12 protein-coding genes are annotated in these 14,892 nt (G+C 60.1%); 2 read left to right on the forward strand and 10 right to left on the reverse strand.

The features are described 5' to 3' along the window. Window positions 1–2: 2 nt before the first annotated feature. Window positions 3–1,700, reverse strand: coding sequence for a type IV-A pilus assembly ATPase PilB (gene pilB / locus AB4N64_RS29075; protein WP_460120798.1), 1,698 nt, complete (start codon window positions 1,698–1,700; stop codon window positions 3–5). Between the two features lie 225 nt (window positions 1,701–1,925). On the opposite strand from pilB, the gene AB4N64_RS29080 reads away from it, so the two are divergent. Further along, entirely contained in the window at window positions 1,926–2,333 is a 408-nt protein-coding gene (locus AB4N64_RS29080) for a pilin (protein WP_460120800.1), read from the forward strand. Window positions 2,334–2,654: 321 nt separating this feature from the next. Beyond that, window positions 2,655–3,005: a BON domain-containing protein gene (locus AB4N64_RS29085; protein WP_460120802.1), complete on the forward strand. Its 351-nt coding sequence runs from the start codon at window positions 2,655–2,657 to the stop codon at window positions 3,003–3,005. A gap of 332 nt (window positions 3,006–3,337) precedes the next feature. Here AB4N64_RS29085 and AB4N64_RS29090 read toward each other — a convergent pair whose 3' ends face one another. From AB4N64_RS29090 to folK, 9 genes are all read right to left on the reverse strand, one after another. Beyond that, on the reverse strand, window positions 3,338–3,637 hold the full coding sequence (locus tag AB4N64_RS29090) for a DUF2845 domain-containing protein (RefSeq protein ID WP_460120804.1): 300 nt from the start codon (window positions 3,635–3,637) through the stop codon (window positions 3,338–3,340). Then, window positions 3,634–6,582 carry a DUF748 domain-containing protein gene (locus AB4N64_RS29095; protein WP_460120806.1) on the reverse strand — a complete coding sequence of 983 codons (2,949 nt, stop codon included), beginning with the start codon at window positions 6,580–6,582 and terminating at the stop codon, window positions 3,634–3,636. The genes AB4N64_RS29090 and AB4N64_RS29095 overlap by 4 nt, the downstream gene beginning before the upstream one ends. A 92-nt stretch (window positions 6,583–6,674) precedes the next feature. Beyond that, a complete protein-coding gene (locus AB4N64_RS29100) occupies window positions 6,675–7,691 on the reverse strand; it encodes a class I SAM-dependent rRNA methyltransferase (RefSeq protein WP_460120808.1) in 1,017 nt (338 codons plus the stop codon). A gap of 155 nt (window positions 7,692–7,846) precedes the next feature. Continuing rightward, entirely contained in the window at window positions 7,847–9,784 is a 1,938-nt protein-coding gene (gene acs / locus AB4N64_RS29105) for an acetate--CoA ligase (protein ID WP_460120810.1), read from the reverse strand. 228 nt (window positions 9,785–10,012) lie between these two features. Next, window positions 10,013–11,677 carry a glucose-6-phosphate isomerase gene (gene pgi / locus AB4N64_RS29110; protein ID WP_460120812.1) on the reverse strand — a complete coding sequence of 555 codons (1,665 nt, stop codon included), beginning with the start codon at window positions 11,675–11,677 and terminating at the stop codon, window positions 10,013–10,015. 217 nt (window positions 11,678–11,894) lie between these two features. Continuing rightward, window positions 11,895–12,275, reverse strand: coding sequence for an aspartate 1-decarboxylase (gene panD / locus AB4N64_RS29115; RefSeq protein WP_460120814.1), 381 nt, complete (start codon window positions 12,273–12,275; stop codon window positions 11,895–11,897). 128 nt (window positions 12,276–12,403) lie between these two features. Then, window positions 12,404–13,261: a pantoate--beta-alanine ligase gene (gene panC / locus AB4N64_RS29120; protein WP_460120816.1), complete on the reverse strand. Its 858-nt coding sequence runs from the start codon at window positions 13,259–13,261 to the stop codon at window positions 12,404–12,406. Beyond that, window positions 13,258–14,058, reverse strand: coding sequence for a 3-methyl-2-oxobutanoate hydroxymethyltransferase (gene panB / locus AB4N64_RS29125; RefSeq protein ID WP_460120819.1), 801 nt, complete (start codon window positions 14,056–14,058; stop codon window positions 13,258–13,260). The genes panC and panB overlap by 4 nt, the downstream gene beginning before the upstream one ends. A gap of 341 nt (window positions 14,059–14,399) precedes the next feature. Continuing rightward, window positions 14,400–14,891, reverse strand: a complete 492-nt coding sequence (gene folK / locus AB4N64_RS29130; protein ID WP_460120821.1) for a 2-amino-4-hydroxy-6-hydroxymethyldihydropteridine diphosphokinase — start codon at window positions 14,889–14,891, stop codon at window positions 14,400–14,402. Between the last annotated feature and the right edge of the window lies 1 nt (window position 14,892).

Genomic DNA, 14,892 nt, shown 5'->3' on the forward strand with positions numbered 1-14,892 from the left:
GATCAGTCCTTGGTCACCCGATTGATTTCTTCAAGGCTGGTAATGCCCTGCATGGCCTTGATCAGGCCCGAAGTGCGCAGGTCGTTGAACCCGTCCTTGCGCATCTGGATATCAATTTCCAGCGCGTTGCCGTCGGCCATGATCAATCGTTGCAGCGCTGGCGTGTTCTTCACCACCTCATAAATCCCCACGCGTCCCTTGTAGCCTGCGTTGCAATGCTCGCAACCGACCGGTTCATAGATCGTGAACTGGCCGATGCGTTCCTCGGGGAAGCCCTCCGTGAGCAACGCCTCGCGGGGAACATCCAGGGGCTTCTTGCAGTGGCTGCACAACTTGCGCGCCAGGCGCTGGGCGATGATCAGGCTCACCGAGGTGGCGATATTGAACCCATGGATGCCCATGTTGTGCAGACGGGTCAGGGTTTCGGCCGCGCTGTTGGTGTGCAGGGTCGAGAGCACCAGGTGACCGGTCTGGGCGGCCTTGATGGCGATTTCGGCGGTTTCCAGGTCGCGGATCTCGCCGACCATGATCACGTCGGGGTCCTGCCGCAGGAAAGAGCGTAAGGCCTGGGGAAACCCCAGCCCCTGTTTGGCATTGACGTTGACCTGGTTGATCCCTTCCATGTTGATTTCCACCGGGTCTTCGGCGGTGGAGATGTTGATGTCCACGGTGTTGAGAATGTTCAGCCCGGTGTAAAGGGATACGGTCTTGCCCGACCCGGTGGGCCCGGTTACCAGAATCATCCCCTGCGGTTGTTTCAGGGCCTCCATGTACAGTTCTTTCTGATCCTGCTCATAGCCCAGGGCGTCGATGCCCATCTGCGCGCTGGACGGATCGAGAATCCGGATCACCACCTTTTCACCCCACAGGGTCGGCAGGGTGTTGACCCGAAAATCGATGGACTTGCTCTTGGAAAGGCGCATTTTGATGCGACCATCCTGGGGCTTGCGCCGTTCGGAGATGTCGAGACTGGCCATGACCTTCAGGCGCGCAGCGATGCGGCTGGCCAACTGGATCGGCGGCTTGGCCACTTCGCGCAGCATGCCGTCGGTGCGCACCCGTACGCGGTAGGTTTTTTCGTAGGGTTCGAAGTGCAGGTCGGAGGAGCCGCCGCGGATGGCGTCGAGCAACATCTTGTGAACGAAGCGCACCACCGGCGCGTCGTCGGCATCCTGACCGGCGATGCCGTCCTGTCGTTCGTCGATTGCTTCGATGTCCACGCCATCAAGATCGACGTCAGCCATCTCCTCCAGACCGGTGGCGTGGTTGTCGAAGAATTTGTCGATGGCGTCGCTGAGTTTGTCTTCCTCGACCAGGATGGCTTCGGTGGTGAGTCCGGTGCTGAACTGGATATCGTTGATGGCCTGATGATTGGTCGGGTCGGACACCCCGACGAACAGTTTGTTGCCACGTCGCCACAGAGGCAGCACGTGATGCAGGCGCACCAGTTTTTCGCTGACCAGATCTTTGGGCTGGGAATCCTTGTCGAGCCGATGAAGATCGAGCAGGGCCATCCCGAAGTGCTCCGAAGCGATCTCGGCCACCTGGCGGCTCTTGACCAGTTTGTTCTGCACCAGATAGCTGACCAGCGAGATTTTTTGGCGTTGCGCCTGTTGATAGGCCTGTTGCGCGCTTTTGTCAGTGAGCAGTTCGGCGAGGACCAATTGCTTGGCCAGGCCGCTTAGAGCGATGTCATTCATGGGAGTACCGGACGCGAACAATTCATGACTTATAGCCTAGTCAACCGGTCGAGCCAAACCAGTGGTTTTGAAGTGACAAAAAGTGTCAGTTAGTGCGGATTCCGGGGGGCGCCCATCGCGAGTTTTGGGCGGGGGGCCTTCATTGCAGGGGTTGAAAGATCTGGCACGGGCTGTGCTGAAGGCCATTCAGATCATGAGATTCCGACTCATGCATGGAGCCTGTCTATGAATAATCAAAAAGGTTTTACCCTTATCGAGCTGCTGATCGTTGTGGCGATCATCGGGATCCTGGCGACGTTCGCGATTCCGGCGTACTCCAAATACCAGGCGCGGGCGAAGGTGACGGCGGGGTTGGCGGAGATTTCGGCGTTGAAAGTGGCTTATGAAGACAAGCTCAATTCGGGCACGGCGGCGCCGTCTACCACTGATATCGGTGCCAGTACCACGTCGCAGCACTGCACTATCAGTGTCCTGGCAGCGCCAAGCAACGGGATTGTCTGCACGCTCAAGGGGGCGCCGACGGTTGTCGCCAACGCGACGATCACGCTCACTCGTGATGCGACCAGCGGATGGTCGTGCAAAACCAGCGCAACGGCCGATTACGCTCCAGCGGGCTGCCCTACAGGCACATGATTGATCCCTGTCTGCTGACCGAAACCCGCCTTCTGAGGCGGGTTTTTTTTGCCGTATAGGCTCGTTTCCACCGCGCCCCCTGCGTAATTGCAAAACCTTCGCAAATTCATGGCCTTAGGCCCACGCGAAAACCGGCAACTTGCAAGTCGATAAATGACAAGTCATGCAAATTGCATGATTTCGAAAATCTACTAAATTTATAAGTGATTGATATATATAGGTTTTATTCTTGTTTCAAAACTGGCACAGCGTTCGCAATGTACTGGGTAACCTGCTGACAAGACATCCAGCAGATTTTCCAGAAAAACAGGAGTTACTCGTATGAAGAAGTTCGTAATCGCTTCCGCTGCTGCTACCGCGCTGACCCTGACCATGGCCAACGCCGCTTTCGCTGCTCAGGCTACCCAGGCCCCAATGATGCTGGCCGCTGGTGAAGTTACCGAAGCCAAGGAAGCCACTTCCGATACCTGGATCACCACCAAAGTCAAAGCTGACCTGGTTACCGAGAAAGGCATTCCTGGTACTGACATCAAGGTAGAAACCAACAAAGGCGTGGTTTCCCTGTCGTCCACTACTGCTGTGACTGAATCGCAGAAAGCCACCGCCGTGGCCATCGCCAAGAAAATCAAAGGCGTCAAAGCGGTCTCCGCTGACGGCCTGAAAGCCGAGTAAGGCAAGACTTCTCGCCTGGACCGGGAGAAGGTGCGGTAGACGGGCCGAGTCATACGTCTGCCGCCACTTTGGAGTTCATGCGACGGCCATAAGGATGTGGCCATTACAGGCCTCGGGCATTCGTGCTCGGGGCCTGTTCTATTTTGGGGGGCACAAAGGCGGGTAGGGGGCTTGTTCTGTCTGGCTACACAAAAACAAAACTGTGGGAGTGGGCTTGCTCGCGATGACGGTGTGTCAGCCACATGGATGGCGCCTGATACGACGCTATCGCGGCGGTGCGACGATTCGACAAGCTCCACAAATGAGTGAGTCAAGCCGAGTACTCAGCGCAATCAGTTCCCACGCTTGCTGGTGATCTGCCTCAGCCGGTTACCCTCGAACCGCAGGTACTGATACATCCCGCCATTGGGCCCGTAGGTCCATTCCTCGACCTGGAATTCTTCGCGCCGGTTGGCGCTGCGCTTGTAACCCAAAAGATCGCGGCTGACGGGCTCGCCGCACTTTTGCAGCACCTCGCTGGACCGATCCCCGACGCTGATCAACTGGCTGCCGCAACGCAGGGTATCGGCAGCCCAGGCGTGGGTTGTACCCAATGCCAGTGTCAGGCCGAACAGAACCTCCCGGACCCTCATTCGGCGTCCAGGTGCATCGGTGTCACTACCCGACCGTCACTTTCAGCCTCGCCGAGGCTGGCGTCGATGAAGTACACACGATCATCTGCCAGTTGGCCCTTGTCGACCAGGTAGTCCTTGATGCTGCTGGCGCGGTCCTGGCCCAACTGGCGCAACAGCACGTCGCTGGAGCTCCAGAACTTGATGACGTCGGCGCGCATTTTCGCCGTGCGCTCCTCCTTGCCAAGGTCGGCCCATTCAGCCGGTGGCTGGGTTTTCAGGCGGGTACGGTAGATGCCTTCGAGCAGCGGGCCTTTCTCGCCCTCCGGGACTTGCAGCAGCGACGCCTGCGCCGGCACCTTGTCGCCGCGACGCTGGAGCATTTTGTAGTAGTTGTATTGGTATTCGCGTTCCAGGCGCTGCTCGGCAATCAGCGGGCCATCGCTGCTGGCGGCCGCCGTGCCCTCGATCTCCAGGCGCAGCGCCGGACGTTCCTTCAGGGCCTGGGACAGTTTGACCAGTGAACCCTCCGCATCCTTGCTCAGGTCGCTGGAACCCGGCGCGAACGACACCGTGCCCAGATCCTCGGAACCACCGCCACTGATCAGCCCGCCGATCATCTTGAACGGTGCGGCGGCGGCCTTGACGATCAGGTTGCGCAGGGTCTGCCAGACAATTGGCATGACGCTGAATTGTGGATTGTTCAGGTCGCCGGTCACCGGCAGTTCGATGGAAATCTTGCCGTCGACGTCCTTGAGCAAGGCAATCGCCAGCTTCAATGGCAGGCTGACCGCATCGGGGCTGTCGACCTTTTCACCGAGCTGCAACTGCTCGACCACCACTTTGTTTTCTGCCTTCAATTGGCCTTTGGTGATCAGGTAATGCAGGTCGAGGTTGAGCCGACCCTTGCGGATGCGGTAGCCGGCGAACTTGCCGGAGTAGGGCGTCAGCGTGGTCAGTTCTACGCGTTTGAAGCTGGTGGCGATGTCGAGGCTCGCCATCGGGTCAAACGGATTGACCGCGCCCTTGATGGTCACCGGGGCGTAGCGGTCGACCTTGCCCTTGACGTCTACGGTCGCCGGTTTCGCCTGACGGCTGTCGATGGTGCCGATCTGGCCGTTGAGCTGTTGAACCGCAGTGGCGAAATTCGGCGTCAGGCTGAAGTCGGCGAAGTTGGCCGAGCCGTCGTTGATCGCAATGCCACCGATGTGGATGCCCAGCGGTTTGTCTTTGCTCGCCGGTTTGGCCGCTGCGGTTTTGCCGCCGGAATCGGCCGGTTGTGGAATCAGCAGGTCATCGACGTTAGTGGTACGGTCGTCGTTGATCATGAAACGCACATAGGGCTGGAACAGGTTGATGCGGTCGATCGACACGCTGTCGCCATGCTGGTAGTTCAAGCCTTCGACCACCACCTGCTGCCACTTGAGGAAGTCGCGGGTTTTCAGGGTATCGAGGGTGTGCAACTGATCGATCTGCGCCCGTCCGGTGACGCTGAGTGCCAGCGGCTCGGTGCTCTTCAGGTCGACCGCCAGATCGCTGCCGAGCATGCCGCTGCGCAGTTCGAGGCGGATGAACGGATTGATGTAGGACTGCGCAACACGCAGGTCGATGTCTTTGGTTTGCACCTTCAGTCTGGCGCTCACCGGCGCCAGGTTGACCTCGCCCTCAGCGTTGACTTTGCCTTGCTTGCCGACGCCGGCGTCGAGCTTGAGGGTAAAGGGCGAACCATTGAGGCTGTCGAAGTTCTGCAGGTCCAGGTTCAGCGGTTTCAAATCCAGCTCGACAGCGGGTTGCGCCTTTCGATCAGCCAGATGCACCTGGTAGTCGCGCAACTGCACGTCCTTCAACAACACTTGCCACGGCTTGCCGGGCGTTTGCGGCGCCTTCGGCGAGTCGGCCGCCGCCGGTGTGTCAGCGGGTTCGGCCTTGGCCTTGACGGCAGCTTTGGACGGTTGGCTGGCGAACAGTTTTTGCCAGTCGAGTTGGCCATCGGCTTCCAGGGCGGCCCAGGTTTCGAGCTTCTGACTGCGGATCTTGCCGACCACCACTTGTTGCCTGGCCAGGTCCACGGTGGTGTCGGTGACATCCAGTCGCTCGAGTTTTGCCAGTTGCCGGCCATCCGGGGCCTTGATGGCAAACGGCGCCACACTGACCGCGACGTTGCTGAGCAGCAGTTCGGTTTGCTTGGCCAGATTGAGTTTGTAGTCGGTGCTCAGGCTGACAACGCCGTCTTCGAGCACCAGCGGCACGGCGTCGCGCACGTAGGGCCAAAAGGCTTTCATCTTGCCGTCAGTAATTTTCAGCGTGCCCTCGGAGGCAATCGGGATCAGGCTGAAGTTACCGGACCAGTCGATCTGTCCGCCGTTGGGCCCGACAGCCACCAGAGTCATGTCGGCGCTGTCTTCGGGCAGGGTGCTGAGGTTTTTCAGCTCGAAGTCCAGTTTGTCGTAGACGAATTCGATAGGCTCGCTGGGGCGTTCGTCCAGAAAGTGCACGGCGCCACCGGCCAGGTTGATGCGCTCGATGCGCAATGGAAAGGGCTTGGCGTCGGGATTGGCTGGCGTTGGCTCACTCGCCGGCAACTTGAACAGGCCCAGCAAGTTGAGCTTGCCGTCCTTGTCAAAAAGAATCTCCGTCTTGGGTTTGTCCAGTTCGATGTCGGCCAGGTGTAGCGCCTTGGTCCACAGGCTGTCGAGCTGCAGGTTGGCGTACAAGCGCTCGAAGCCGACCTGTTCCTTGCCCGGCTCGCCAATGGTCAGGCCCCACAGCGTCACTTCAAGGCTGAAGGGATTGAGTTCGATTCGCTGCAGCGTGGCGGGTGTCGTCGCATAATTGGCCAATTGTTGATTGGCTACACGCAAGGCTATGCCCGGCAGAATCAGAAACCCCAGCAGGCTGTAGAGGGCCAGGGCAGTCAACAAGGCGCCGACGGCGCGAATCAATCCTTTGTGCATGTGCAGCTTCATCTGTCTGAATCGGAGTGCCTTGGAGTATGGCACGCGTTTGCGGTTCCGAAGCAAATGAGCTGCACACCACTTTCAGATTTGTCTGACGTGTTTCAGAGCTGCAGGATCAGGGTTTTCAGAGGGGGCTGTTGGTCCATCGACGGAAAATCCCTTGCCGGCTTCATCTCTGTCCATTCGCGTACCGGACGCCCGGCCTTCTCGGCACAACGCAAGACCTGTTCGCGCCAGTCATCCATGCTGACTTTTGCCAGGTTGTTGCAGCAGATCAGCACGCCATCCTCTGCGGTGGTCAGCAGGGCAGGTTTAAGCAGGCTCTGGTAGTCGCGCAGCAGGTCGACGGTGCCGAATGCACTCTTGGCCCAGGCCGGTGGATCCAGCAATACGAGGTCGTATTGGCGTTGTTCCAGGCGTGGGTAGCTCGGCAGCTTTTGTCCGCGACGCTGGCTGACGGGCAGCCCGGCCAGTTGGCGGATAGCCGGGAAATAATCGGACTGGATAAATTGCATGGTCGGCAGATCCGGGTTGAGCAGGCCGTTTTCCCGGCCGACGGCCAGGTTGCCCTCGGCGAAGTCCAGGTTGCACACCTCGCGCGCCCCGCCAGCCGCTGCGCTCAGGCCGACGCCGCAGGTGTAGGCGAACAGGTTCAGCACGCTTTTGTTTCGACTATGGTCCTTGACCCAGCCACGGGCGTTACGCAGGTCGAGAAACAGCAGCGGGTCCTGGCCGGCGTGGCGGCCGCGTACCCGATAGTTCAGACCCCATTCATGACCCACCAGGTCTTGCAGGGCGGCGTCATCGGCCTTGTAGACCGTGTCCTCGCGATCAATCCGCGAATTGCCCCGCGAACGGTCGTTGTAGACCAGCAAGGTGTCGAGCCCCAGATGTTGATTGATGACGGCGTGGATGTGCAGCAGGTCTTCACGTTCCAGCGTCTGGTGAAAGCTCTGCACCAGCAATTGCGGACCGTAGCGGTCGATGGTCAGGCCACCGGCGCCTTCCTGGCTGCCGTGGAACAGGCGATAGCAGTCGGTGCCCTGCTGATGCAGTTCGGCCAGCAGGTCCTGGCGATGATCAAGGGCGGCGCGCAGCGCCTGGTTCAAGGAAGACATGCTGGGCGCCTTGCTGGAGGAATGGGGCGCGGAAGTTTAGCAGTTTGACGTCAGACCGAGGTGAAGCGATCGCGACGGTGCGACGTTTCGCCAAGCTCGCTCCTACAGGGGGCGTGCGCAGATTCCCTGTAGGAGCGAGCTTGCTCGCGGTGCTTTTACTGGTTTAGCCGCTTATCGACCAGATCCTGCACCACGCTCGGGTCCGCCAGCGTCGACGTATCTCCCAGGCTGTCCAGTTCATTGCAGGCGATCTTGCGCAGTATCCGTCGCATGATCTTGCCCGAACGGGTTTTCGGCAAAGCCGGCGCCCACTGGATCAGGTCTGGCTTGGCGAAGCTGCCGATTTCCTCGCTGACGTGGGCCAGCAGCTCTCTTTTCAGCTCGTCGCTGGGCTGGATACCGTTCATGGGGGTAACGAACGCATAGATACCCTGGCCTTTGACATCGTGGGGGTAACCGACCACGGCGGCCTCGGCAATGCTGTCGTGCAGCACCAGGGCGCTTTCGACTTCGGCGGTGCCGATGCGGTGGCCAGACACGTTGATGACGTCGTCGATACGTCCTGTGATCCAGTAGTCGCCGTCCTCATCGCGGCGTGCACCGTCGCCGGTGAAGTAGTAACCGGGGTAGGGCTTGAAGTAGGTGTCGACCATTCGCTGCGGGTCGCCGTACACGCTACGGATCTGCGCCGGCCAACTGGATTTGATCGCCAGCACGCCGCTACCGGCTCCTTTGATCTCCTTACCGGTTTCATCCAGCAACACCGGTTGCACGCCGAACATCGGTTGGGTGGCGCAGCCGGGTTTGATCCGTTGTGCGCTGACCAGGGGGCTGAGCATGATGCCGCCGGTTTCGGTCTGCCACCAGGTATCGACGATGGGGCAACGCTGTTCGCCGACAGCATTGAAGTACCACTCCCACGCTTCCGGGTTGATCGGCTCGCCGACGCTGCCGAGCAGTCTGAGGCTTGCCCGCGAAGTTTCCTTCAACGGTTCGGCCCCTTCGCGCATCAGCGAGCGCAGGGCGGTCGGAGCCGTGTAGAAAATGTTCACCTTGTGTTTGTCGATGACCTGCCAGAAGCGCGAGCTGGTCGGGTAGCTCGGGACGCCTTCGAAGATCAGCGTGGTCGCGCCATTGGCCAGTGGACCGTAGACGATGTAACTGTGACCGGTGACCCAGCCAACGTCGGCGGTGCACCAGAAGACTTCCTTGTCGCGGTAGTCGAGTACGTACTTGAAGGTCATGGCGGCTTGCAGCAGGTAACCGCCGGTGGTGTGCAGCACGCCTTTGGGTTTGCCGGTGCTGCCGGAGGTGTAGAGGATGAACAGCGGATCTTCGGCATCCATCGGCTCCGGCGCGCAATCATCACTGACGTCGCGCAGCGCCTGGTGATACCACAGGTCGCGGCCCTCTACCCAGTTCACCTGGCCCTGGGTGCGCTCCACCACGATCACCGTGCTGACATTCGGGCAACTGAGCAGGGCTTTGTCGACTTTTTCCTTGAGTGAAACGAACTTGCCGCCGCGCACGCCTTCATCGGCGGTGATCACGGTGCGGCAGTCGGCGTCGAGAATCCGGTCACGCACCGAGTCGGGAGAAAACCCGCCAAACACCACCGAATGCACCGCGCCAATGCGCGTGCAGGCGAGCATCGCGTAGGCCGCTTCGGGAATCATCGGCATGTAGATGCACACGCGGTCACCTTTCTTGACGCCTCGGCTTTTGAGCACATTGGCGAGGCGGCACACGTGATGGTGGAGTTTTTTGTAGGTGATTTGCGCGGATTCGGCCGGGTCGTCGCCTTCCCAGGCAATGGCGACCTGATTGCCGCGTTCTGCCAGGTGGCGGTCGATGCAGTTGTAGCTGACGTTCAACTGGCCACCGGCAAACCAGCTGGCTTCACCGGTTTTCAGGTTGTAGCGCTGGACGGTGTCCCAGGGTTTGCTCCAGTCCAGAAAGTGCCGGGCTTGCTCGGCCCAGAAGTCGCTGGGGTGTTCGACCGATTGGCGGTAAAGGCGCTTGTAGTCGTCTTGACTCAACTGTGCAGCCTGGCGGACGGCATCGGCTTTGGGGAACGTGCTGATATCGAACATGACGGTTCCTTATTCTTGTTTTGCGACAAGAGTAAAGATGGACCGAGATGGGGAAGGGTTCAACCGGGTTGCCCGAATTCCGGACTCACAGCAAAACAACCAGGGAAAACGACTGTGGGAGCGGGCTTGCTCGCGATTGCAGTGTGTCAGTCAACATAGACGCTGAATGACACACCGCTATCGCGGGCAAGCCCACTCCCACAGGGGGCATAGCAGTGGGGCTAAGGATCAGCCGCGGTGACGACCGCGGAAGTAGTTGATCAGGCCCTGGGTAGACGCATCCTCGGCCGCGGTTTCTTCGCTGCCGACCAGGCGGTTGTAGACGCCCTTGCCCAGTTCCTTGCCCAGCTCCACGCCCCACTGATCGAAGGCATTGATGCCCCAGACCACGCTTTGCACGAAGACCTTGTGTTCGTACATCGCCACCAGAGCGCCGAGACGACGCGGGCTGATGCGTTCGACCACCAGAGTGTTGCTCGGACGGTTGCCCGGGATCACCTTGTGCGGCGCGAGTCTCTGTACATCGGCTTCGGCCATGCCCTTGTCGCGCAGTTCGGTCTCGGCCTCGGCGCGGGTCTTGCCGAGCATCAACGCCTGGCTTTGCGACAGGCAGTTGGCGTACAGCCACTGGTGGTGATCGGACACTGGGTTGAAGCTGACGATCGGCACAATGAAGTCGGCCGGGATCAGTTGAGTGCCCTGGTGCAGCAACTGGTGATACGCGTGCTGGCCGTTGCAGCCGACGCCGCCCCAGATCACCGGACCGGTATCGGTGGACACCGAGGTCCCGTCCTGGCGCACGCTCTTGCCGTTGGATTCCATGTCCAGCTGTTGCAAGTGCTTGGTGATGTTACGCAGGTAGTGATCGTACGGCAGGATCGCGTGGCTTTGCGCACCCCAGAAATTACCGTACCAGACGCCGAGCAGGGCCAGCAGCACCGGCATGTTCTGTTCGAATGGGGCGCTTTGGAAATGCTGGTCCATGGTGTAGGCACCGGACAGCAGCTCCTTGAAGTTCGACATGCCGATGGCCAGGGCGATCGGCAAGCCGATGGCCGACCACAGCGAGTAACGCCCGCCGACCCAGTCCCACATCGGGAAGATGTTTTCTTCACGAATACCAAAGGCGACCGCCGCCGCGTTGTTGCTGGAAACGGCGATGAAGTGACGGTACAGCTCGGCTTCCGAACCACCCTGCGCCAAGTACCAGGCACGAGCGGCCTGGGCATTTTTCAGCGTTTCGAGCGTGTTGAAGGATTTCGACGAGACGATGAACAGCGTGGTTTCGGCGCGCAGCTTCATGGTCAGCTCATGGAACTCACTGCCATCGATGTTCGCCAGGTAGTGGCAGCGTACACCTTTTTGCGCGTAGGAAAGCAGCGCTTCGGATACCAGCTCCGGGCCGAGGAAGGACCCGCCGATGCCGATGTTGACCACGTCGGTGATCGGCTTTTCCGTGTAACCGCGCCACAACCCGTCGTGGATACGGCCGACGAGGTCGGTGATCTGGTTCAGCACCTTGTGGACTTCCGGCATGACGTTGACGCCGTTCACCGACAGCTTGTCGCCGACCGGGCGGCGCAGCGCGGTGTGCAGGGCCGGGCGGCCTTCGGACGAGTTGACGATCTCGCCTTCGAACAGCGCCTTGATCGCGCCTTGCAGGTCGACTTCCTTGGCCAGGTCGACCAGGAGGTCACGCGTCTGGGCGTTGATCAGGTTCTTCGAGTAGTCGAGAAACAGGCCGCAGCTGCTGAGGGTGAATTGAGTAAAGCGCTGCGGATCGGCATTAAAGGCCTCGCGCATGCTGAAATCCTGCATGGCTTGGCGGTGTTCTTTCAGCGCCTGCCAAGCGGGCAGTGCGGTCACGTCTTGAGGAGTACGGTAATACGCCATCGCTGCGGGTTTCCTTTTTACTTGAACGGCCTTTTGAACACTAAAAGTCCCGGAGCGCCATGGGTGGGCGCCCGGTCAAACTGCGTCGACACGATTTCATGGCACAGGGCGACTACAGTAAACCTCGCGCTGCGATCTGTCTTGACTTTGTCTGACCCGTTCCCGGTACTTTTTTGTACATGGGATAGGGAACGGTCCGACAAACGGGGGAATTGGCTCAGGCGACCTGGACGGGGATGGCGTTGCTGGTGTGGCTCAGTTCATTGCCTGGGGCCATATAGAGCATGCGCGGCTTGAAGTGGGCGAGCTCGGCTTCGCTGTACTGCGCATAGGCGCAGATGATCACGCGGTCGCCGACCTTGGCCTTGTGGGCTGCGGCGCCGTTGACTGAAATGATGCGCGATCCTTCTTCGCCACGGATCGCGTAAGTGGTGAAGCGCTCGCCGTTGTCGACGTTGTAGATCTGGATCTGTTCGTATTCTCGGATGCCGGACAGGTCCAGCCACTCGCCGTCAATGGCGCAGGAACCTTCGTAATCGAGTACAGCATGAGTGACTTCGGCGCGATGCAGCTTGGCCTTGAGCATGATGGTGTGCATGAGTGTTTCCCAGGTCGAGGGGGCGATGGGTTCCTGTGTGGGAGCGGGCTTGCTCGCGAAAGCGGTGTGTCAGCCAGCATTTATGTGTCTGACACACCGCTTTCGCGAGCAAGCCCGCCCCACATTTTTCAGGAAGCGTCGAGATCCAGGTGCAGATTATCGATCAGGCGCGTGGTGCCCAGGAATGCCGCCACCAGAATCACCAGGTCGCGGTCCTGCGCCGTTGCCGGGCGCAAGGTCAGTGCATGACGGATTTCCAGGTAATCGGTGCGCAGGCCGGCGGACTCGAGCTGCTGCTGTTGCGCCGCGATCAACGCCGGATAATCCCGATCGCCCTGTTTGATGGCGTCGGCAATCGAGGACAGCGTGCGGTACACAATCGGGGCAACCGCGCGCTGTTCTTCATTGAGAAAACCATTGCGCGACGACAGCGCCAAGCCATCGTCGGCGCGGACTGTCGGCTCGCCGATGATCTGGATCGGCATGTTCAAGTCATGCACCAGCGCGCGAATGACAGCGAGTTGCTGGAAGTCTTTCTGGCCGAACACGGCCAGGTCCGGCTGAACCATGTTGAACAACTTGCTGACCACCGTTGCCACGCCTTCGAAATGGCCAGGACGACTCGCACCGCACAGGCCTTCGGACAGTTGCGGGACGCTGACGCGGGTTTGACCGGCCATGCCCTCGGGGTACATCTCTTCAACGGCGGGGGCGAACAACAGGTGGCAACCGGCTTCGAGGAGTTTTTCCTGGTCCGCCGCCAGTGTGCGCGGGTACTTGTCGAGGTCTTCGCCCGCGCCGAATTGCAGTGGGTTGACGAAAATGCTCGCGACCACGAAATCTGCCCGTTGCGAGGCCTTGGCAATCAGCGCCATGTGACCGCTGTGCAGGTTGCCCATGGTCGGCACCAGGGCAATGCGCTTGCCTTCACTGCGGGCGCGAGCTACGGCTGCCCGCAGTTCACGTAGGGTTTTTACGGTGTTCATGCAGAGAATCCGTGTTCGGTGCCGGGGAAAGTCGTTGCCTTGACCTCGGATACATAAGCGTCGAGCGCCGCCGCAATGCTGGTCTGGCCGGCCATGAAGTTCTTCACGAACTTCGGCACGCGGCCAGTGATCGACAGGCCCAGCATGTCGTGCAGCACCAGTACCTGGCCATCGGTGCCGTTACCCGCGCCGATGCCGATCACCGGAATGCTCACTGCCTGAGTGATTTCCTGAGCCAATTCGCTTGGCACGCACTCCAGCAACAGCATGGCGGCGCCGGCCTGCTCCAGGGCAATGGCATCGGCCCGCATCTGCCGCGCCTGATTCTCGCTGCGGCCCTGGACTTTGTAACCGCCGAGGAGGTTCACCGCCTGCGGAGTCAGCCCCAAGTGTGCACAGACCGGAATGCCTCGCTCGGCCAGCAGGCGGATCGATTCCGCCAGCCACAGTGCCCCTTCGACCTTGACCATGTGCGCACCCGCCTGCATCAGCGTGGCGCTGTTGATCATGGTTTGTTCGAGGGTGGCGTAAGCCATGAATGGCAGGTCGGCGAGGATCAAAGCGTCGGTGTTTCCACGTTTGACGGCCGCGACGTGGTAAGCCATTTCGGCAGTGGTCACCGGCAAAGTACTGTCATGACCTTGTAGAACCATGCCGAGGGAGTCGCCCACCAACAGCACTTCGACGCCAGCCTCGTTGCAGGCGTGTGCGAAGGTGGCGTCATAGCAGGTCAGCATGGTGATTTTTTCACCTTTTTGCTTGAGACCTTGCAGCGTGGTCAGGGTGATGGCTGGCATCAAAAGTTCCTCATTCAGGCGCTGTGGAAACTACTGCGAGTAACGCGCGTGATTCTTCGTTAAATACAGGCGCACGCTCTGTTGTCGTGCTTTTAAGGCCTGGATTGCGCCCTTTACTGCCGAGTTGACGGCAGCGGGACGCCTATAGTCGTGAGGAGAACTCGGGAAGTCAATTACGTGTGTTACCGCATTGTTACGACAGGGGTGTTACCGAAGGGGACTGATGCGTTTCAGCACTGGCAACACAAGACTCCCCCTGTAGGAGCGAGCTTGCTCGCGATTTCGGAGTGTCAGTCACTGCTGAGCTAACTGGCCTGTCGCAATCGAAAGCAAACTCGCTCCTACAGGGCGGCGTGCGGGAGGCGTTCGAGTCCGACGAACGGGCAGGCGGCGAGCATGTCGGCCAATGTGCGGCCATCCGGCAGGCGCAGGTCTGCCGGCGCCAGTTCGGCCAACGGATACAGGACGAAGGCGCGCTCCTGCATGTGGTAGTGGGGCACCTTGAGGCGTGGTTCGTCGATCAGGCGATCGCCGAACAGCAGAATGTCGAGGTCCAGCGTGCGCGGGCCCCAGCGTTCGAGACGTTCGCGGCCCTGGCCGTTTTCGATTGTTTGCAACGCGTCCAGCAGCGCCAGTGGCGCCAGTGAGCTGTCGAGGGCGGCCACCGCATTGGTGTAGCGCGGTTGGCCGGGTAGCAGTGAGTCGCTCTGATAAAACGCGGAGACGCCGGCCAGGGTGGTCTGCGGCAAACGCGCCAGCGCATCGAGTGCGCTGCGCAGTTGTTCGGCAGGGTCAGCCAGGTTGCTGCCCATGCCAATGTAGATGCGTTCCATG

This window comes from Pseudomonas sp. S2_C03 (genome assembly GCF_054668405.1).